Source organism: Cryptosporangium minutisporangium (assembly GCF_039536245.1).
Classification (GTDB): Bacteria; Actinomycetota; Actinomycetes; order Mycobacteriales; family Cryptosporangiaceae; genus Cryptosporangium; species Cryptosporangium minutisporangium.
The window spans coordinates 133,923-153,318 of the sequence record NZ_BAAAYN010000030.1 but is presented as its reverse complement, the minus strand read 5'-3'; the positions used below and the strand labels follow the sequence as shown (position 1 = coordinate 153,318).

24 protein-coding genes are annotated in these 19,396 nt (G+C 72.1%); 2 read left to right on the top strand and 22 right to left on the bottom strand.

The features are described from left to right. Positions 1 to 108: 108 nt before the first annotated feature. The 4 genes from ABEB28_RS23900 to ABEB28_RS23885 all read right to left on the bottom strand — a co-directional run bounded on the left by ABEB28_RS23900 (position 109) and on the right by ABEB28_RS23885 (position 4,695). On the bottom strand, positions 109 to 1,290 hold the full coding sequence (locus tag ABEB28_RS23900) for a tyrosine-type recombinase/integrase (protein ID WP_345730416.1): 1,182 nt from the start codon (positions 1,288 to 1,290) through the stop codon (positions 109 to 111). A 68-nt stretch (positions 1,291 to 1,358) separates the two neighbouring features. Then, entirely contained in the window at positions 1,359 to 2,795 is a 1,437-nt protein-coding gene (gene dprA / locus ABEB28_RS23895) for a DNA-processing protein DprA (RefSeq protein ID WP_345730415.1), read from the bottom strand. After that, on the bottom strand, positions 2,792 to 4,336 hold the full coding sequence (locus tag ABEB28_RS23890; RefSeq protein ID WP_345730414.1) for a YifB family Mg chelatase-like AAA ATPase: 1,545 nt from the start codon (positions 4,334 to 4,336) through the stop codon (positions 2,792 to 2,794). Before ABEB28_RS23890 ends, dprA begins: the two co-directional genes overlap by 4 nt. Next, on the bottom strand, positions 4,336 to 4,695 hold the full coding sequence (locus ABEB28_RS23885) for a YraN family protein (RefSeq protein WP_345730413.1): 360 nt from the start codon (positions 4,693 to 4,695) through the stop codon (positions 4,336 to 4,338). The genes ABEB28_RS23890 and ABEB28_RS23885 overlap by 1 nt, the downstream gene beginning before the upstream one ends. Before the next feature lie 172 nt (positions 4,696 to 4,867). On the opposite strand from ABEB28_RS23885, the gene ABEB28_RS23880 reads away from it, so the two are divergent. Next, positions 4,868 to 5,392 carry a hypothetical protein gene (locus ABEB28_RS23880; protein WP_345730412.1) on the top strand — a complete coding sequence of 175 codons (525 nt, stop codon included), beginning with the start codon at positions 4,868 to 4,870 and terminating at the stop codon, positions 5,390 to 5,392. Positions 5,393 to 5,401: 9 nt separating this feature from the next. On the opposite strand, the gene ABEB28_RS23875 is transcribed toward ABEB28_RS23880, so the two are convergent. From ABEB28_RS23875 to ABEB28_RS23855, 5 genes are all read right to left on the bottom strand, one after another. Next, a complete protein-coding gene (locus ABEB28_RS23875) occupies positions 5,402 to 5,782 on the bottom strand; it encodes a hypothetical protein (RefSeq protein WP_345730411.1) in 381 nt (126 codons plus the stop codon). A 76-nt stretch (positions 5,783 to 5,858) separates the two neighbouring features. After that, positions 5,859 to 6,182, bottom strand: coding sequence for a DUF2469 domain-containing protein (locus ABEB28_RS23870; RefSeq protein ID WP_345730410.1), 324 nt, complete (start codon positions 6,180 to 6,182; stop codon positions 5,859 to 5,861). Then, on the bottom strand, positions 6,179 to 6,907 hold the full coding sequence (locus tag ABEB28_RS23865) for a ribonuclease HII (RefSeq protein WP_376981818.1): 729 nt from the start codon (positions 6,905 to 6,907) through the stop codon (positions 6,179 to 6,181). The genes ABEB28_RS23870 and ABEB28_RS23865 overlap by 4 nt, the downstream gene beginning before the upstream one ends. A gap of 1 nt (position 6,908) precedes the next feature. After that, the gene (locus ABEB28_RS23860) at positions 6,909 to 7,376 is read right to left on the bottom strand and encodes an NUDIX hydrolase (protein WP_345730409.1); all 468 of its coding nucleotides are present in this window, start codon (positions 7,374 to 7,376) and stop codon (positions 6,909 to 6,911) included. Positions 7,377 to 7,486: 110 nt separating this feature from the next. Beyond that, a complete protein-coding gene (locus ABEB28_RS23855; RefSeq protein ID WP_345730408.1) occupies positions 7,487 to 8,065 on the bottom strand; it encodes a TetR/AcrR family transcriptional regulator in 579 nt (192 codons plus the stop codon). Between the two features lie 52 nt (positions 8,066 to 8,117). Here ABEB28_RS23855 and ABEB28_RS23850 point away from each other — a divergent pair, with 52 nt between their 5' ends. After that, on the top strand, positions 8,118 to 8,495 hold the full coding sequence (locus ABEB28_RS23850; protein ID WP_345730407.1) for a DoxX family protein: 378 nt from the start codon (positions 8,118 to 8,120) through the stop codon (positions 8,493 to 8,495). A gap of 18 nt (positions 8,496 to 8,513) precedes the next feature. On the opposite strand, the gene ABEB28_RS23845 is transcribed toward ABEB28_RS23850, so the two are convergent. The 13 genes from ABEB28_RS23845 to ffh form a co-directional block, all read right to left on the bottom strand. Further along, positions 8,514 to 9,131, bottom strand: coding sequence for an NUDIX domain-containing protein (locus ABEB28_RS23845; protein ID WP_345730406.1), 618 nt, complete (start codon positions 9,129 to 9,131; stop codon positions 8,514 to 8,516). After that, complete coding sequence (lepB, locus tag ABEB28_RS23840; protein WP_345730405.1) at positions 9,124 to 9,741, bottom strand: signal peptidase I; 618 nt, start codon at positions 9,739 to 9,741, stop codon at positions 9,124 to 9,126. The genes ABEB28_RS23845 and lepB (ABEB28_RS23840) overlap by 8 nt, the downstream gene beginning before the upstream one ends. Continuing rightward, positions 9,738 to 11,042, bottom strand: a complete 1,305-nt coding sequence (gene lepB, locus ABEB28_RS23835; RefSeq protein WP_345730404.1) for a signal peptidase I — start codon at positions 11,040 to 11,042, stop codon at positions 9,738 to 9,740. The genes lepB (ABEB28_RS23840) and lepB (ABEB28_RS23835) overlap by 4 nt, the downstream gene beginning before the upstream one ends. 285 nt (positions 11,043 to 11,327) lie before the next feature. Continuing rightward, the gene (gene rplS / locus ABEB28_RS23830) at positions 11,328 to 11,684 is read right to left on the bottom strand and encodes a 50S ribosomal protein L19 (RefSeq protein WP_345730403.1); all 357 of its coding nucleotides are present in this window, start codon (positions 11,682 to 11,684) and stop codon (positions 11,328 to 11,330) included. A gap of 111 nt (positions 11,685 to 11,795) precedes the next feature. Then, complete coding sequence (gene trmD, locus ABEB28_RS23825) at positions 11,796 to 12,611, bottom strand: tRNA (guanosine(37)-N1)-methyltransferase TrmD (protein WP_345730402.1); 816 nt, start codon at positions 12,609 to 12,611, stop codon at positions 11,796 to 11,798. Next, positions 12,608 to 13,114 (bottom strand): ribosome maturation factor RimM, encoded by a 507-nt coding sequence (rimM, locus tag ABEB28_RS23820; protein WP_345730401.1) that lies wholly within the window; start codon positions 13,112 to 13,114, stop codon positions 12,608 to 12,610. The genes trmD and rimM overlap by 4 nt, the downstream gene beginning before the upstream one ends. 3 nt (positions 13,115 to 13,117) lie before the next feature. Further along, positions 13,118 to 13,357 (bottom strand): RNA-binding protein, encoded by a 240-nt coding sequence (locus tag ABEB28_RS23815; protein WP_376981816.1) that lies wholly within the window; start codon positions 13,355 to 13,357, stop codon positions 13,118 to 13,120. Between the two features lies 1 nt (position 13,358). Further along, positions 13,359 to 13,799, bottom strand: a complete 441-nt coding sequence (gene rpsP / locus ABEB28_RS23810; RefSeq protein WP_345730400.1) for a 30S ribosomal protein S16 — start codon at positions 13,797 to 13,799, stop codon at positions 13,359 to 13,361. A gap of 235 nt (positions 13,800 to 14,034) precedes the next feature. Next, the gene (locus tag ABEB28_RS23805; RefSeq protein ID WP_345730399.1) at positions 14,035 to 14,721 is read right to left on the bottom strand and encodes a ribonuclease FAU-1 family protein; all 687 of its coding nucleotides are present in this window, start codon (positions 14,719 to 14,721) and stop codon (positions 14,035 to 14,037) included. Positions 14,722 to 14,732: 11 nt separating this feature from the next. Continuing rightward, positions 14,733 to 16,145 carry a proline--tRNA ligase gene (gene proS, locus ABEB28_RS23800; protein ID WP_345730398.1) on the bottom strand — a complete coding sequence of 471 codons (1,413 nt, stop codon included), beginning with the start codon at positions 16,143 to 16,145 and terminating at the stop codon, positions 14,733 to 14,735. 138 nt (positions 16,146 to 16,283) lie between these two features. Then, complete coding sequence (locus tag ABEB28_RS23795; RefSeq protein WP_345730397.1) at positions 16,284 to 17,360, bottom strand: amidohydrolase family protein; 1,077 nt, start codon at positions 17,358 to 17,360, stop codon at positions 16,284 to 16,286. A 94-nt stretch (positions 17,361 to 17,454) separates the two neighbouring features. Beyond that, a complete protein-coding gene (locus ABEB28_RS23790) occupies positions 17,455 to 17,835 on the bottom strand; it encodes an NYN domain-containing protein (protein ID WP_345730396.1) in 381 nt (126 codons plus the stop codon). Positions 17,836 to 17,838: 3 nt separating this feature from the next. Beyond that, on the bottom strand, positions 17,839 to 19,392 hold the full coding sequence (ffh, locus tag ABEB28_RS23785; RefSeq protein ID WP_345730395.1) for a signal recognition particle protein: 1,554 nt from the start codon (positions 19,390 to 19,392) through the stop codon (positions 17,839 to 17,841). Positions 19,393 to 19,396 lie beyond the last annotated feature (4 nt).

Genomic DNA, 19,396 nt, shown 5'->3' with positions numbered 1-19,396 from the left:
CACGGTGGCTGCGCGCGGGTGGCGCGCGCGGTGGTGAGGGGCGCGGCGCCGAAGGCGCGGTTGGAGGGTGGGCACGGCGCGGAGGGCACGGTGGCTAAGTGCGGTGGGCTAGGCGCGGGGGTGGGCCTGGCGGTAGGCGCTGCGGAGGCGGTCGACGGTGACGTGGGTGTAGATCTGCGTGGTGGCCAGCGTCGCGTGGCCGAGCAGCTCCTGGACGGTCCGGAGGTCGGCGCCACCGGCGAGCAGGTGGGTCGCGGCGGTGTGGCGGAGCCCGTGCGGGCCGAGGTCGGGCGCTCCGGGCACGTCGCGCAGACGGTCGTGCACGATCTGCCGCGCGGTGCGCGGGTCGAGTCGCCCCCCGCGGACACCGAGCAGCAGCGCCGGACCGCTCCGGGCGGTGGCGAGAACGGGACGGCCGCGCTCCAGCCAGGCCGTGATCGCGCGCTCGGCGGGGACGCCGTAGGGAACGCTCCGCTCCCGGCCGCCCTTGCCCAGAACGTGGAGGAGCCGGCGCTCACGGTCGACGTCGTCGGCGTCGAGTCCGCAAAGCTCGCTGACCCGGACGCCGGTCGCGTAGAGGAGCTCCAGAACGGCGGCGTCCCGAAGCAGGACCGCGTGCGTCCGCGGATCCAACTCACCCTCCGCCGAGGCCGCGCCGCTGACCGGCCCCGCACCGCCTGCCAGGGGCTCGCTCGCCGGGGCAGCGCTACCCGCCGAGGCAGCGCTACCCGCCGAGGCAGCGCTACCCGCCGAGGCAGCGCTACCCGCCGAGGCAGCGCTACCCGCCGAGGCAGCGCTACCCGCCGGGGCTGCGCTGCCCGCCGGGGCGGCACCGCCACCAGAAGGGGCGGATGCCGCGGAGGCGCGTGGACCGTCGAGGAGGGCCGCGGCCTGGCGCACATCGAGGACACGGGGCAGGTGCGCGGGCAGTTTCGGGCTGGCGAGCTCACGCCCGGGGTCATCGGTGCGGCGACCGGTGCGATGGGCCCAGGCGGTCAGCGCACGCGCCGCGGCCGCGCGCCGGGCCAGCGTCCGCGGAGCCGCCCCCATGCTGCGTTGCCGCGCCAGCCAGCTCCGGAGTAACGACAGGTCGAGATCGTCGAGGCGGTCGTGACCGGCCCGGGTGGCGTGATCGAGCAGCAGGACGGCGTCCGCGACGTACGCCCGGAGCGTGGTGGGCGGGTGGCTCCGCTCGTGCTCGAGGTAGGCCTCGAACGCGTCGACCGCCTCGGCGAACGGAGGCGGGAGCGCCGCGCGCAGATCCGCTACCCGCGTTCGAGGCCGAGCCATGCCCCGACGGTGCCCGCTCCCGGCTCGACCGGCAAGCCGCCCCGCCGAGGTGCGCGAGGCACGCTCGACTAGCCGGAAGCAGGCGGCTCCGGCGGCACCGCGTTGGGCTCCAAGAACACTGGGCCCGACTCCGGAAGCACTGGATCCGGCTCCGGCGGCACCGGGTCGGGCTCCGGGAGCGGGATGCCCCACGGGTCCACCTCCGGATCCGCGTAGGGACGCGGGCGGTCCAGCGCGAACGTGGGCGGTCCGAGGCCCGCCTCGGTCAGCCGATAGCCCTCCTCCACCGCGCGGACGAACCCCCGGACCCGCAACTCCGGCAACGCCCGGCGAACCTCCGTCGGCGGCAGACGCCCGGCGAGCGCCACGTCCTCTACGGTCACCACCCGTCCGGCCGGCACCGCCTCCAGCACCACCCGCAGCGACGACGGCAGCGCCGCCCGGTCGGGCCCGTGGTCGCCGCGCCCGCCCGGGACCGCTGCGTCCGACTCCGCCGGATCGCCCGAAGCTTGGTCACCCGGAGCCTGGTCGCCCGCGGCCTGGTCGCCGTCGGCCGGGGACACGGCCCACCCGGCGGCGCCGATCGGCCCGACCTCCTCGACCACGTCCGCGGCGCAGGTGACCAGCGTCGCGCCGAAGTCCCGGATCAGCCGGTGGGTTCCCACCGAGAGTGCGGAGGTGACCGACCCCGGAACGGCCATCAGCACCCGCCCCAACTGGTGCGCGCGCTCGGCGGTGACGCTGGTCCCGGACCGGGTCCCGGCCTCCACCACGACGACGCCCGCCCCGAGCGCCGCCACCAGCCGATTCCGCGAGAGAAACCGGTGACGCTGCGGCGACTCCCCCATCGGCACCTCGCTGACCAGCAATCCTTCTTCGGCGATCCGGTCGAGCAGGCCGGCGTGCGCGAGCGGGTACGGCACGTCGACGCCGCCGGCCAGCACCGCCACCGTGACGCCGTCTCCCGCGAGCGCGCCGCGGTGGGCCGCGCCGTCGATGCCGTACGCGCCGCCCGACACCACGACCCAGCCGCGCTCGGCCAGCCCGTACGCGATCTCGCCCGCGACGTGCTTGCCGTAGGCGGTGGCCGCTCGCGCGCCGACGATCGCGACCGTCCGCCCGACCACCCGGGTCAGCGCGAGCGGCCCCCGCACCCATAGGCACGGGGGTGGCGCGACGTCGATCCGCTCGGCCTCGGCCAGGGGCGCCAAGGCCGCGAACGCTTCGGTCGGCCACTCGGCGTCCACCGGCGTGACCGCTCGCGCACCCGCCCGCGCAGCAGCCGCCAGATCGGCCTGGGCACGCTCCCACGGATCGACGCCGGCCAGCCGGGTCCGCAGGCTCCGGCTGACCCGGTCCCGCGCGCCGGACAGCACCCCCTCCAGCAGCGCCCGGGCGCCGCCCGCCGTGGCCGCGACGATGCTCCGCTTCCCCGGCTCGACGAGACGGCTCAACGCCACCCAGGCGAGCCGCTCGGTGGCCACCCACTCGAGGTCGGCGCTCATACCACCACCAGCCCGCGTCGCAGCTCCAGTGCCTCGTTCACGTCGCCCTGGTCCGGCGACAGCCGCCCGGACAGGTCGGCGAGCGTCCAGGCGATGCGCAGCACCCGGTCGTAGCCCCGGGCGGAGAGCTCACCCGCGTCGAGCGCCCAGGCCACCGCGGCAGTGACGTGCCGGGGTAGACGCCACTCGGCCCGCAGAGCCTGCCCCGGCACGGCCGCGTTCGACGTCCAGCCCAGCTGTCCCCAGCGCTCCCCGGCGGCTGCTCTGGCGTCCCGGACCCGCTCGGCCACTTCCGAGGTCGGGCTCGGCCGGTCGAAGCCGGCGTAGAGCGCCGCGGAGGCGACCGGCAGCAGCGACACCCGCAGATCGATGCGGTCGAGCAGCGGGCCGGAGATCCGCCCCAGGTACCGGCGGCGGGCGGTCGGCGTGCAGGTGCAGGCCCGGTCGCCGGCCGCGGTCGCGCACGGGCACGGGTTGGCGGCGAGCACCAGCTGGACACGCGCCGGGTAGCGGACCACGCCGCCGGACCGGGCGAGCACCACCTCGCCGCGCTCCACCGGCTGCCGCAGGGCGTCCAGCGCCCGGGGTGAGAACTCGGGGCTCTCGTCGAGGAACAGGACCCCCTGGTGGGCCAGCGAGATCGCGCCCGGCCGGGCCAGCCCGGAGCCACCGCCGACGAGCGCTGCCACCGTCGCGGTGTGGTGGGGCGCCTGATACGGCGCCTGGCGGACCAGCCCGCTCCCGACCGGAAGGGTGCCTGCCACGGAGTGCACCGCGGTCACCTCCACCGCGGCGCCGTCGTCCAGCGGCGGCAAGACGCCCGGAAGCCGCTCGGCGAGCATCGTCTTCCCCGCACCGGGTGGCCCGAAGAGCGCCAGGTGGTGCCCACCGGCCGCGGCGACCTCCACCGCGCGTCGTCCCAGTTCCTGGCCCACGACGTCGGCCAGGTCACCGACGGGTGCGGAGAGGGGCGTCGGTACCTGCTCCGCCGGAGGCTCGGACGCCGCGTCGTCCGGTAAGGGTTCCTCGCCCCGCAGGAGCGCGATCACGCCCCGCAGCGTCCGGCGTCCGACGACCTCGGCGCCCGGCACCAGCGCGGCCTCTGACCAGTTGCCTGCCGGGACCACGTACCGGAGCAGGCCCACCTTGGCGCCCGCGGCGACCGCCGGGAACACGCCCCGGACCGGCCGGATCCGCCCGTCGAGCCCGAGCTCGCCGAGCAGGGCCAGACCGTCCAGGGCCACCGCGGGAGCCGCCCCGGACGCCACCAGGATCGCCGCGGCCACGGCCAGGTCGAAGTTCGTGCCGTGTTTGGGCACCCAGGCCGGGCCGAGACCGACGGTGATCCGCTGGTCGGGCCACCGCTGGCCGGAGTTGAGCACCGCCGCGCGGACCCGGTCGCGGGCCTGGGCCACGGCCGGATCGGGCAGGCCGGTGATCACCAGACCGGGCAGCCCCTGGGCCAGGTGGGCCTCGACCTCCACCACGTGGCCGTGGACGCCGTGCAAGCCCACGGCGAACGCACGTGCGAAGCCGACCATCAGAACGCTCCCCGCAGGTGCTCGACGTGCGCCGGGCCGGAGCGCTGCGGCCGGACGCTCACCACGTCGAACCGGATCGTCTCCGGGTGGACGCCGCTGGCGCGGATCCACTCGCAGGCCAGGCGACGTAATCGGGCCGCCTTGTCGGCGACCACCGCCTCGGCCGGCGTGCCGTGCCGGTCGCTGCGCCGCGTCTTCACCTCGCAGAAGACCAGAGCGGAGCCGTCCCGGGCCACGATGTCGAGTTCCCCCTCGGCGCAGCGCCAGTTGCGGTCGAGGACGACCAGCCCGGCCTGCTGCAGATGGCGTGCGGCCACCCGCTCGCCGTACGCGCCCACGGCGTTCTTCGCTGCCCCCATGTGCCGCCTCCCGATGCCTGGTGGTGGCCTTCACGGTGGCGTGGAACCCCGTCGACACGCCGGTCGCGGGACCGGAGCTGGGGACAACTACGAGGACTGTGGAGAACAGCACGGCCCGCCGCGCGGTGGTAAGGCACCGCTCACCAGACCAGACTTATTACTCTTACGGACTATGACGGACGAATGGGTCTCACTCGGCACCGTCGCCGGGGTGTGCCTGCTGGTGGCAGTGCTGGGCGCGGCGACCGCGATCGGGATCGCCCGCCGGGGCCATCGTCAGATCTCGGAGGTGATCACCGCAGGCCACCGCCAGGCGGTCTTGATGGCCCGGGAGGACGAACGGCGGGACGCCTACACCGCCGCACTGGAGTACGCCGACGCGGCCCGTCTGGAGTACGGCAAGGTGGGCCGGGGCGAGAACGCCGAGTTCCTGCCGCCGGACATCGAGCGGTCGGCACCGCTGCTCGCCGCTGTCTCGGCGCACGGGGGCCCGGAGGCTTCCCGGCGCCTCTCGGACCTGATGATGCACGTGCCGACCGTCAACTACTACGCCGCCCGGCTGTCCCGGGCACCCCGGGACGCCGACCGCGAGCAGGAGTTCGTCGCCGCCCTGCTCAAGTTCGAGGAGCTCTACGAATCGTTCGCGACCTACGCGCACGCGGATCTGGCGACCCCGCTGGAGATGCCCGCCGACTGAGGCAGCGGATCAGCGCGCGGCCTCCGGGCGCTGGGTGAGCGGACGGCTGGCGGTGTCGATGTCCCGTCCCCCGGGGCCGACGTCCGGCGTGTGCACGCCCTCGACCGGACGCATCGACTCCGACGTCCCGGGTGCGGTGGTCACTTCGGGTGCGGTGCCGGCCGGCACGCCACCGGCCTTCTCCGCCAGGTCGGGGTCGCTGCCCACCGGGTAGTCCTCCGGCGTGGGCGCGTCGGCGTACCCGGTCCGTGCCTCCTCGGGCATCGTCGGCGGCAATCCACCCGCACGCACCCGCGCGGCCGGGTCCATCGGGTCGGCGACCGGGTTGCGGTCCGGGGTCTCGTCCGGTGCCTGGCGTTCGGTGTTGGTGTGCTCGTGGGCCTCGGCCATCGACGCCTCCTCGCTCGGGTACCCCGCCTGACCTACCCGGCCGGACGCCGTCGCAACCGAGCCGGCGCGAACTGTCTCAGGAGGGGAACGTGCCACTCCCCGGCAGCGAGATGTCGGGCTTGTCGAGCTCCTCGACGTTGACGTCTTTGAACGTCACAACGCGAACGTTCTTCACGAATCGCGCCGGCCGGTACATGTCCCAGACCCAGGCGTCCGACATCGCGACCTCGAAGTACACCTCGCCATCCGCGTTGCGCACCTGCAGGTCGACCGAGTTGGCCAGGTAGAACCGGCGCTCCGTCTCCACGACGTACGAGAACTGGCGGACGATGTCGCGGTACTCGCGATAGAGCTGCAGCTCCATCTCGGTCTCGTACTTCTCGAGATCCTCAGCGCTCATACCTCGTCCTCCACCAGACCATTGTGGCTCACCGCCACTGGCACGAGCGCGCCAGCCCCGGACCCGGCCGACATCCGACCGGAACCCGCCGCCGCGACGTTCGCGTACGACTTGCGGTGTTCCGGGCACGGACCGTGGATAGCCAAGGCGTCGGTGTGCGCTGCGGTCACGTATCCCTTGTGCTGGGCGAAGTCATAGCACGGGTAGGTTTCGTGCAGGGTCGTCATGATCCGGTCCCTGGTGACCTTCGCCAAAACCGACGCCGCCGCGATGCACGCCGCAACCCGATCACCCTTCCAGACGGCCAACCCGGGCAGCCCGAGCCCGGCGACCCGGAAGCCGTCGGTGAGCATGTAGTCCGGCCGGACCGTCAACTGCTCGAGCGCCCGGCGCATCGCGTCGATGTTGCTCCGGTGCAGGCCCCGGGCATCGATCTCGGCCGCCGGGACCACCACCACCGACCACGCCTCGGCCCGCTTGACCACCTCGCCGTAGACGCGCTCGCGGGCGGCGGCGGTCAGCAACTTGGAGTCGGCCAGCCCGGGCACCTCGCCCCGCGACCCGGCCGGGAGGATCGCCGCCGCGACGACGAGCGGCCCGGCGCACGCTCCACGTCCGGCCTCGTCGGCGCCGGCAACGCGGGCGAACCCCCGTCGGCGCAGCGTCCGTTCGAGGGCGTACAGACCACCGTCGCGGCGGACCACGGCGCGTGGGGGGACGAGCACGTCAGGCCTCCTTCGCGAGGGACGTCAGCTGGTCGATCAGGTCGGCAAGGTTCGGAGGGTAGACGGTTTCGGTGGCCGCGCGCAGTTCCGCGCTGGTCCACCAGCGGGCCTCGCCGATGAACCGCCGTTCCCAGTCGGTCTGAGCGCGGCGGTCGATCTCGAACGCGGCACGCTGGAGCACGAAGTACTGCTGCCGCTGGCGCTGGGTGCCGCTCCAGGTCCGGTACTCGATCTCCTCCTCGAAGACCGGGCCGGTGAGCTCTTCCTCGCCGACGACGAGGCCGGTCTCCTCGGCGAGCTCGCGGACCGCACCCGAACGAGCATCCTCGGCACCCTCCAGACCGCCGCCGGGGGTGATCCACCACGGGCCGTCTTCCGGTCGGTGTGCGCTGGTGCAGCAGAACAGCAACACCCGATCGCTGTCGATCACCAGAATTCGAGCGGCGCGTCGCGCCATCGCTTCGTCCATCGGGACACGAGCCTATCCGCTACCCGGATCCCGCCGGGCCCGGCGCCGTGGATCACCGGAACCGCATCCCGGCGCGCCGCACCGGCACCCCGCCGTCCGGAGACGAACCGCTACGCGGGCCCGACCGAACCCGGCCGCTCGCCGTCCAGAACCCGCGGGACGGTCGGGGCGAGGCCCGCCAGGAGTTCCAGCACCGACCGCAGGTCCGCCGTGGGGAGCGCGGCGGCGCTCGCACCGACGACGATCAGGTGCGGCACCAGGGCGGCGATGCGCGCCGCGTCGTCGCCGGAGAGCACCGCACGCCATGCATCCTGGAGCACCCGCATCCGGGCGTCGTCGACCCTGGTCATCACCTCATGGGCGACAGCGTCGTGCATCGCCCAGGCCCGCATCGCGGTCTCCAGGCGAGCGTCGTAGAGGTCGTCGAGCGCCTCCAGGAGCCGGTCGAACAGGCCGAGTCCGAGCCCCTGAGCCGATTCCGCCACCCGGTGGAGTTCGGCCAGCACACGCTCCTCGTACCGCTGCGCCAGCGCCTGCCGGTACCCGGACGCACCGTTGAAGTGATGGTGGAACGAGCCCTTGCTCACGCCGAGCTGGCCGGCGACCCGGTCGATCCGGACGCCCGGAAGCCCGTCCTGCGCCAGCACCGCGAGGCCGCGCTCGATCCAGTCGTCCCGTGTGATGGCCATGGTCTCCTCGAACCTCCGCTCGGCATACCATACCGTATGGTATGGTCCTGGCATGGTCACCTTGGCTTCGCTGCCCGCCCCGGTCTGGCCGGTCGTCGTGCTCGCGATCATTCAATTCGGTGACGGACTGCTCTGCGCTCGGCCGGTGCAATTCGTGGCCGAGTGCTTCGACGCCGTCGGATGGCCTCGCCGGTTCTGGCGGGTGATGCCGGTGCTGAAGCTCGCCGCGGCGGGTGGGCTGATCCTCGGAATCTGGGTCCCGTACGTCGCGCTGCTCGTCAGCCTGGCTCTGGTCGCGTACTTCGTGACCGCGATCGCCATGCACGTCCGCGCCGAGGATTTCGGCCGGAACCTCTTCCTCAACGCGACCGGCATGCTGGTCCTCTGCGTCGCGACGTCGCTGCTCAGCTTCACCCGGCTCGACGGCTGACGCCGCGCGCGTGGCGGCTCAGCACCACACCGCGAACCCGGCGTCGAGCACCTCGCCGGCGCGCAACCGAGGCAGCAGGTCCGCCAGGCCGTCCGGGAACGTGCGCGGTAACCGGCGGATCTCCGCGACCGGCACCCACTCCGCGACCAGGAACGTCGCCTGCTCCTCGGGCGTGTAGCGCAGTTCCGCGACCGGCTCCGGTGTCACCGGCGGACATGCCAGGTGGATCGCCTGCCGCGACCACCGTCGGCGGCCCAGCCAGAGGTAGGTCAGCTCCTGGGACCAGACCGCGGGTCCTCCGCCGGTCGCGGCCGGGACCACGCAATTCCGATCCACCGCGATGCCGGTCTCCTCCAGAACCTCGCGCAGCGCGGCGTCGACGGTGTCCTCACCGGGGTCGACGCCGCCGCCCGGCACCTCCCACCAGTCCCCCACCTCGGGGTACTCGGGGTCCCGCGAACGGAGCAGGAGTACTCGGTCGGCCGGGTCCAGCACGAGCATTCGCCCGGAGAGCCGCCACGGACGCGGAGGGGCACCGGGCGGCTCCACGCTGCCCGCGGCCCGCGGCTGCTCCCACTCGGCGCGCCGAACCCGCGCCCCGACGGCGTCAGCCTGCGCGTCTGCCGCGTCAGCCACCCGACGGCGCGGGAATCTCTTCGTACGCCTTCGGAACGGAGAGCGTCCCCACCCGGCTCAGTGGCCAGAAGATCACGAACGCTCGTCCGACCACGTCGTCCACCGGGATGGTCCCGAACTGGTAGTCGGTGTGGAACCGGGAGTCCGCCGACGAGGATCGGTGATCACCGAGCACGAAGAGCCGACCGGTGGGCACCGTGACTTCGAACGGCTGGGCGGACGGCACGTCGTCCTCGAACAGGTAGTCCTCGGTCAGCGGGCGACCGTTGACGGTGATCTTGCCGGAAGGGTCACAGCAGATGATCTTGTCGCCGCCGACCGCGACGACTCGCTTGATGTAGTCGTCCTTGCTCGGACCCGCGTCCCACTGTTTGGGAGGAACGAACACGACGACTTCGCCCCGGCGTGGCTCCCGGAAGCGATAGACCATCTTGTTCACCAGCACCCGGTCATTGATCAGGAGCGTGTTCTCCATGGACCCGGACGGGATGTAGAAGGTCTGTACCAGGAACGTCCGGACCAACACGGCCACGATGACCGCTACGAGGAGGAGGATCGGCAACTCGACCCAGAAAGAGCGCTGTTTCCGACGGGAGGTCTCGGGCATCACCAGCGCAGCCTACGGCGTCGGCGCGAATCTGGGCGCAACAGCCACCTGGGGGCACGTCCGGCACAGACCCCGCCGAAGGGCCCGAACAGGATGGGCAGCACCACGAGAGCTACTGCTCCGGTGGGACGGGCCTCCCCACGCGAGGGATCACCCAAGGCTGTCGGCACATTGCTGAATGTATCGGGCGCCTGCAGCAAACCCCACCGCGACGCGGGCCAAGCCGTCGCATAAGCCTGTCCGATCACCGCATCGACCGGGATCGTGCCGCGCCACTGGTCGTTGAGGTACACCCGCGAGTCGGCCGACGCGACCCGGTGGTCGCCCATCATGAACAGCCGGCCGCGCGGCACCGTGACCGGGCCGAACGGACGCTGCGCGATCGGAGTGTCCTCGAACACGTACGGCTCGACCAGCGGCACGCCGTTGACCTCGACCCGGCCGTTCGCGTCGCAGCACTGGACGGTGTCGCCGCCGACGCCGATCACCCGCTTGACGAAGTCCTTCTCGTCGGGCGGGGCAGCGCCGATCAATCCGCCCAGCATGCGCCCCACGGTCGCCAGCGTTCCCGAGTCCTGCGGTATGCCGGACTCCGGTGCCCACGAGTCGGTGCCGCGGAACACCACGACCTCGCCTCGGCGCGGCTCACGCATGTCGTAGACGAACTTGTTGACCAGCACGCGGTCGCTGACCAGGAGCGTCTGCTCCATCGATCCGGACGGGATGTAGAACGCCTGCACCACGAACGTCTTGATGACGGTGGCCAGGACGAAGGCGATGATCAGCAGGAGCGGGATCTCCTGCCAGAGCGGCAGCGTGCGGCGGCGCTCGCGGCCCGCGTACGGACGGGCACCGGCACGGTGGCGCCCGGCGGCGGAGCGATCGGCGGAGGAACGGTCTGCGCTCGCCGGTTTGCGGTCGGTGGCTCGGGTCTGCCGGTAGTACGCCGAGTCGTCCTCGGCCGCGTACCGGTCGGCCTCCCGAGAGCGGTCCGGTCCCCGGCGACGGTCCGGCTCCCGGTAGGGGTCCCGGTCCCGGTAGGGGTCGGCCTGCCGGTACGGATCGGCCTCCCCGTACGGATCCGCCTCGACGCGACGGATCGGGTAGCCGTACGGGTCCCGGTAACGCTCGTCCGCGTACCCGGCGTCGCCCTGACCAGCGTCCCGGTACCCGCGGTCGCCAGCTCGGGGGTCGCCGTAGCGGGGGTCCGGATATCCGGAATCGGCGTACCGGTCAGCGCCGTACCGGTCGTCCCGATACGGCTCGCCGTAACGATCGACCGGAACGTACTCGACGCCGCCCATTCGTCCCACACCCGGATCACGGCCCGGAGCACCGTTGAGTTCGGTACTTCCGGTAATGCCGTGTTCACCGGAGTGCGGACGGCGCGCAGACGGCAACGGACGGCCGGGCCACGCCAGTGATCCCGAGCCGTCCAATTGCACCGAGGGAGGCCGTCCCGGGTCAGGGCGCGGATAGCGCCCCAACCGACGAGCCAACTCGTCGAAACCCGTTTGGTCGGCCGCTCCCTGCTCGGAGCGGCCGAACCGATCGGGTGCTGTCACGCGCGAAGCGTGGTTTCAGCCGACTCAGCCGGCGGTGGTCTCGCGCTTCTCCTTGATCTTGGCGGCCTTGCCGCGCAGACCACGGAGGTAGTAGAGCTTGGCGCGACGGACGTCGCCGCGCGTCACGACCTCGATCTTCTCGATCACCGGGGTGTGCACCGGGAAGGTGCGCTCCACCCCGACACCGAAGCTGACCTTGCGGACCGTGAAGGTCTCGCGGGAGCCCGTGCCCTGCCGACGGATGACCGCACCCTGGAAGACCTGGATGCGGGACCGGTTGCCCTCGACGACCCGAACGTGGACCTTCAGGGTGTCGCCGGGCCGGAAGGCCGGGATGTCGGAACGCAGAGTCTCGGCGTCCAGGGCATCCAGGGTGTTCATCGCGGTCTTCGCTTTCCTCGTCGTCGGGCCGTCTTCGTGCTCCCGCCGGGCGGGAGCGAAAGACGGTGAGAATCCGGGCACGCTGAGCCAGTGGCGTCAGCGGCAACTCTCCTACTGTGCCACATCCTGATCGGGAACCGGAAACCCGCCTTCCCCCGGCGGAGCCGAGGAGGCGGTCCTCGACGGAGCCGAGAATCCGAATTCCGCCAAAACCTTGCGATCCGTCGTGTCCAGCGTGACCGCCGACAACAGGTCCGGTCGGCGCGCCGCGGTTCGGCGTAGCGCCTCGTCCCGTCGCCAGCGCGCGATCGCCGCGTGGTGTCCGGAGAGCAGGACGTCCGGCACCGGCCGGCCGCGCCAAACTTCCGGCCGAGTGTAGGCCGGGCCCTCCAACAGGCCGTCGGAGAACGAGTCCTGCTCGTGCGAGGCGACGTTCCCCAACACGCCGGGGAGCAGCCGACCGATCGCCTCCACCATCACCAGTACCGCGACCTCGCCGCCCGCGAGCACGTAGTCACCGAGGCTCACCTCGTCGACCACCATGCGGTCGGCTGCGTACTCGACGACACGCGCGTCGATGCCCTCGTACCGGCCGCAGGCGAACAGCAACCAGGGCTCGGCGGCCAGCTCGTTCGCCAGCGCCTGGGTGAACGGACGCCCGGCCGGCGTCGGCACGACCAGCCGGGGCTGCGGACCGTCCACCGGCGCCAGCTCGTCAAGAGCAAGCCCCCACGGTTCGGCCCGCATGAGCATGCCGGGCCCCCCGCCGTACGGCGAGTCGTCCACCGTGCGGTGGACGTCGTACGTCCACCGCCGGAGGTCGTGGACGCCCAGCTCGATGACGCCGCGGTCGACGGCCTTGCCGATCAGCGACTCCCGCAGCGGCGCCAGGTACCCCGGGAAGATCGACAGCACATCGATCTTCACAGGTCGAACAACCCCTCCGGCGGATCGATCACGACCCGGCCACCGGGTACGTCGACGGTCGGCACGATCTCCCGGACGAACGGCACCAGCCGCTCGGCTCCGTTGAACGAGAGCACCAGGAGCTCCCCGGCGGCGCTGTGGACCACGTCCACCACCGAACCGAGCGAGGCCCCGTCGACACCGAAGGCGGCCAGACCGACCAGCTGATAGTCGTGGAACTCGTCCGGGTCGTCGGACGGGGGAATGTCCTCCGAGTCGACCACCAACCGCAGCCCGCGGAGTTTCTCCGCGGCACTGCGATCCGACACGCCCTCGAATCGGACGACGAGCTTGCCGGAGTGCCAGCGCGCATCGGCGACGGTCAGCGGACCGGCGTCCGCGGGATCGGTGACCAGCACCGATCCCGCGGCGAACCGATCGTCAGGATCGTCCGTGCGCACCTCGACGAAGACGTCGCCCCGGATTCCGTGGGCACGTCCGATCCGCCCCACCACGAGGAGCATGACTCAGCGCAGGTCGGTCTCGACCACGTCGACCCGCACGCCACGGCCACCGATACCGGTGACGACCTGGCGCAGGGCCTTCGCAGTGCGGCCACCGCGGCCGATCACCTTGCCGAGATCTTCCGGGTGGACCCGAACCTCGAGCACCTTGCCACGGCGGCCGTGCACCAGGTCGACCCGGACGTCGTCCGGGTTGTCGACGATGCCGCGGACGAGGTGTTCCAGCGCTGCGGGCAAGACCACCTCAGGACTCCGCAGGAGCCGTGCTGCTGGAAGCGCTGTCGGAGTCGGCCTTCTTCGGGGCCTTCTTCTTCGGGGTGGTCGCGTCGGCCACCGGCGCACCGTCGGCCGAGGCACGGGCCACCTGGTTGAAGATCTCCTTCTTGTCGGCCTTCGGCGCCGCGACCTTCATCGGCGGCGGGGCCGGCTCGCCCTTGTGCTTCTGCCAGTCGCCGGTGACCCGGAGGATCGCCGCGACGGCCTCGGTCGGCTGGGCGCCGACGCCGAGCCAGTACTGCGCCCGGTCGGAGTCGACCTCGATGAAGCTCGGGTCTTCCTTGGGGTGGTACTTGCCGATCGTCTCGATGACCCGACCGTCACGCTTGGTGCGGGCGTCGGCGACGACGATGCGGTAGTGCGGTGCGCGGATCTTGCCGAGCCGCATCAACTTGATCTTGGTGGCCACTGGTGTGGATGCTCCTGGGTTTCGGTACGGGTGGGTCGCCGACGCCACGTGGGGACGATGGTGCGCCGACCCGGCGGACCGAACACCGTGGGTGGGATAGAGGGCCCACACGGTGGTCAGTTCAGCCGCCTATTCTGCCAGATCCGCCACGGATGCTCCGAATCGGCTCCGCCGACGTTCCCGACCGCGGTGGCGCGCGTCCTCGATCCGGGCGCCGGACAGCGCGCCGCCGCGGTCACCGCGACCGGGTGAGCAGGTGTTCCGCGGCCCGGGAGACGGCCGGACGATCCCATCCGACCGGCAGTTCCGGACGCGTCCAGGCCGGGTCGGGGCGGAAGTCGGTGAGCCGTCCGTCGAACGGCGGCCGGCCCGCGGTGGCGGCGTCGATCGCGGTGGACGCCTCCAGCCGGGTCCGGTCGGCGACGCGCGGCGACAGGTCACCGGCCTGAACCGCGGCGTCCAGCTCGTCGTCGTCCTTGAGCACGCAGGACCGGTCCGGCGCGATGACGACGTCGAGCTCGAGATCGTCGGAGTCGAACCCGGCGACGCCCTCGTCCACCCAGCGGACGGGGGGCGTCTCCACGTTCACGTACCAGTTGCGGAACCGGCCGGCCCCGTCGAAGAACCAGTAGACGGTGTGCCACGGCGCACCGGGCGGAATCCACTCCAGGACGCTCGTGCCGGTCCAGACGCCCGGCCCGGTGTGCCACTCCCGGGTGAACCGCTCCGCGAGCGGCACGTCCCGCACCGGACGTCCGTCGGCGAACAGCGATGTCCGGGTGGGTGTGTCGTGGACCAGCCAGAGCAACGTGCCGTCCGGGCCGTCCGCGGCCACCACGCACGGGCGGACGGCCTGGACGACACCGTTGCGGCAGTGCCGGACCAGTGCGGTCCGGCCCGACGGTAGATAGTCCGCGCTCATTCGGGCCGGACTCAGTAGGACCGACCCACGACCGCGACGACGCCCGGCTCCTCGTCGGACTCGGGCACCGATCCGTCCGGGCGGAGCAGGCAACGGACCGTGATCGCGTCCTGCGCGAGCCGGGCTTCGCCACCGTCCACGAGCGTGGCCCACGGGATCCGCGCCCAGCCGGTGGCGGCGGCCGCGATCGCGTCCTCGACGCTGGTGACGTCGGCCGTCTTCTCCTCGCGGCGGGCCAGCGCCTCGTCGTAGAGCGCCTGCTGGTCCTCGACGAGTGCGGTGTTCACCGCGTCGAGCGTGCCGCCGAGGGGGGTCGGGGTCTTGGTGCCGGGGATCCGGCGCACCACGGTGACGTTCCCCTCGGCCAGGTCGCGCGGGCCGACCTCGATCCGAACCGGTACGCCCTTGAGCTCGGCGTCGACCGCCCGGCGTCCGAACGGGGTGTCGGTGCGGTCGTCCAGCTCGACGCGGACGCCCGCACCGCCCAGCTCGGCGGCGAGCTTCGCGGCCGACTCCCCGACGCCCGGACCGTCCTTGACGACCATGACGACGACCTGGGTCGGGGCGAGCCGGGGCGGCAGCCGCAGCCCGTTGTCGTCGCCGTGACCCATGATCAGGCCGCCGACCATCCGGGTGGAGACCCCCCACGAGGTCTGCCAGACGTACTCGCGCTGCCCCTCGGTGGACAAGTACTGGACGTCGAACGCCTTGGCGAAGTTCTGGCCCAGCTCGTGGCTGGTGCCCATCTGCAGCGCCTTGCCGTCACGCATCATGCCTTCGCAGGTCAGCGTGTTGATCGCGCCGGCGAACCGCTCCTTGGCGGTCTTCCGGCCGACGACGACCGGCATCGCCAGCACGTTGACCATGAAGTCCTGGTAGACCTCGTGCAGGATCTGCCGCGCGTAGGCGCGGGCGTCGTCCTGGGTCGCGTGGCAGGTGTGGCCTTCCTGCCAGAGGAACTCGGTGGTGCGGAGGAACACCCGCGGGCGCATCTCCCACCGGACGACGTTCGCCCAGGCGTTCACGCGCAGCGGCAGGTCGCGGTACGACTGCACCCACTTCGAGAACGACGCGTTGATGATCGTCTCCGACGTGGGGCGGACGACGACCGGCTCCTCGAGCTGCTTGCCACCGGCGTGGGTGACGACGGCCAGTTCGGGGCTGAAGCCCTCGACGTGCTCGGCCTCTTTGCGCAGGTACGACTCGGGGATGAACAGCGGGAAGTACGCGTTCTGCGCCCCGGCGGCCTTGATCCGGTCGTCGACCTCGCGCTGCATCCGCTCCCACAGCGCGTACCCGGTCGGTCGGATCACCATCGTGCCGCGGACCGGCCCGTTGTCGGCCAGCTCGGCCTTCGCGATCACGTCCTGGTACCAGCGGGGAAAGTCCTCAGCCTGTGGCGTGAGAACGGGAGCCTTTGCCATGACGGTTGATCTTAGGGCGTCCGATGCACCGGCCGTGACCGAGTAACCCGCCCACCGCAGGGGCGACGGCTCAGCGGATTGCCGAGTCGTCAACTTCCCCGCAGCGAAGGAGAGGTTGGCTACTCGACAATCCATTGGTCACGCGATGACGCGCCCACGCAGGACGATGCGGGAGGGCGCCTGGAGCACGCGTAGGTCCTCGCGGGGGTCCGCCTCGTAGACGACGACGTCCGCGAGCGCGCCCTCCTCCAGTCCTGGCAGGCCCAGCCACGCGCGCGCGCCCCAGGACCCGGCCGCGAGTACGTCCAGCGGCGTCATACCGGCGTCGGCCAGCCGCAGCATCTCCCCCGCCGCGAGCCCGTGCTCCACGCCGCCACCGGCGTCGGTGCCCACGTAGATCGGGACACCGGCCTCATAGGCTGCCCGGACCACCGCCGGGAACCCGTCGCGCAGGCGCCGCATGTGGTCGGCGTACCCGGGAAACTTCGGCTCGGCCTTGTCGGCGATGTTCCCGAACGTCGCGATGTTCGTCATCGTCGGCACCAGTGCGGTTCCCTGCGCGGCCATCGCGTCGATCAGGTCGAGCGACAGGCCGGTGCCGTGCTCGATCGAGTCGACGCCGGCCGCGATCAACCCGGGGAGCGCAGCCTCGCTGAACGTGTGCACCGCGACCCGGGCCCCCGCGTCGTGGGCCGCGGAGACCGCCGCCGCGAACGTCGCGTCGTCGTACGTCGGGCCGAGGTCGCCGGCGCCGCGGTCGATCCAGTCCCCCACCAGCTTGACCCACCCGTTGCCCAGCTTGGCCTGGATCGCGGCCTGCGCCGCCAGCTCCTCGGGGGCGCACTCGACGGCCAGACCCGGGATGTACCGACGGTGCGGTGCGAGGTGCCGCCCGGCCCGGATCAGGCGGGGCATGTCCGGGTCGTCGTCGAGCTCGCGGTAGTCCACCGGAGAACCCGCGTCCCGGATCGTCAGGACCCCGGCGTCCCGGTCGATCAGCGCGAGCCGCTTCGCCTCGGCGACGTCGGCCACCGGGCCACCGGGCGCGATGCCCGGGTGGCAGTGCGCGTCGACCAGGCCGGGCACCAGGAAGCCCCCGGATGCGACCGTCTCGGCCCCGGCGACCGGTTCGAACGTCAGCCGGTCGCCGACGATCCAGACGTCCCGCTCGACGTCGTCCGGCAGTGCCACGCCCCGCAGATGAAGTGCCGTCACCCGCCTGATTCTGCCGTCCGGAGTCGTCGCCGATCCCGAGGAGCGGCAAATGTGTTCATCGCCGCTACCGCGCCACGATGCGCGCTTCGATACCTCAGCGGCGGGGCACCGCCGTGGGTCCGAGCACTTCGGCGCCGACCGCACGCACCCGCTCCCGCAGCGCACGATCGGCGGTCACCACCCAGGTGGGCCTCGACGCGGCGAACTCCCGGGCCACCGAGACGATCGTGTCGTCACCCGATCCCGGCGCCGACACCACCTCCACGCCCGGCACACCGTCCAGCCCGCGCGCGGCGCCCTCGACCACGAGCACCACGGACACCGGCCCGTCGAGAACACCCGGCAGCCCGGACGACGCCACCGGGATCAGTGCGTCCCGGAGCCGGGCGGCGGCCCCGGGACGATCACGCCACCACCCGTCCGGCACCGAGCCGACGACGTTCGCGCCGTCGACGACCAGCACCGGCGCCGCCAAGGACTACTTCTTCGGCAGCTTCGAGAAGTCGATCTTCGGCATCTCGAACCCGCCCGGCAGTGCGTCCGGGGCGGCGGGCGGCTCGGGCTGAGCGGCCGCCGGCGGCAGCGCGCCCGGGAAACCGGCAGGGAAGGCACCGGGCATCCCGCCGGGCAGCTGCTGCCGCGGCCGACCGCCGCCTCCGCCCTTGCGGCCCTTCTTGCCCTTGCCCTTCTTCGACGAACCACCGCGGCGCATCCCGCCGCCGAAGCCCAGCTGGCTGGTCATCTGGCGCATCATCTTGCGCGCCTCGAAGAACCGCTCGACCAGCTGGTTCACGTCCGTGACCGTGGTGCCGGAGCCGTTCGCGATGCGCAGCCGCCGCGACCCGTTGATGATCTTCGGGTCGTTGCGCTCGGCCGGCGTCATCGAGCGGATCACCGCGGCGACCCGGTCGAAGTGCTTGTCGTCGAGCTGGTCGAGCTGACCCTTCATCTGGTTCATGCCGGGCAGCATCCCGAGCACGTTGCTGATCGGGCCCATCTTCTTGACCGCGACCATCTGCTCGAGGAAGTCGTCGAGCGTGAAGTCGCCCTCGCCGAGCATCTTGTCGCTCATGCGCTGCTGCTGCTCGGCGTCGAAGACCTGCTCGGCCTGCTCGATCAGCGTCAGCATGTCGCCCATGCCGAGGATGCGGGACGCCATCCGGTCGGGGTGGAAGACGTCGAACTCGTCCAGCTTCTCGCCGGAGGACGCGAACATGATCGGCTCGCCGGTGACGTGCCGCACGGAGAGGGCGGCACCACCGCGGGCGTCACCGTCCAGCTTGGTCAGCACCACGCCGTCGAAGCCGACGCCGTCCTTGAACGCCTGGGCCGTGGTGACCGCGTCCTGACCGATCATCGCGTCGACGACGAACAGGATCTCGTCCGGGTTGACCGCGTCCCGGATCGCCGCGGCCTGCGCCATCATGTCCGCGTCGATACCGAGCCGGCCGGCCGTGTCGACGATCACGATGTCGTGCTGCTGGCGCTGCGCGAAGTCGATCGAGCGCCGGGCGACGTCCACCGGGTCGCCGACGCCGCTGCCCGGCTCCGGCGCGAACACCTCGACCTCGGCCCGGCCACCCACCACCTGGAGCTGCTGCACGGCGTTCGGGCGCTGCAGGTCGGCCGCGACGAGCAGCGGTGTGTGCCCCTGCTTGCGCAGCCAGAGCGCCAACTTGCCGGCGAGCGTCGTCTTACCGGCACCCTGCAGACCGGCCAGCAGGATCACCGTCGGCGGGTTCTTCGCGTACCGCAGCCGACGGGTCTCGCCGCCGAGGATGCCGATCAGCTCCTCGTTGACGATCTTCACGACCTGCTGGGCCGGGTTGAGCGCCTGGTGCACCTCGGAGCCGCGCGCCCGGTTCTTGACCGACTGGACGAACGCCTTGACGACCGGCAGCGCGACGTCCGCCTCGAGCAGGGCCACCCGGATTTCCCGCATGGACTTGTCGATGTCGGCGTCGGTCAGGCGACCCTTCGCACGGAGCGAAGTGAAGACGGCGGAGAGCCGGTCGGAGAGCGTGTCGAACATCGGT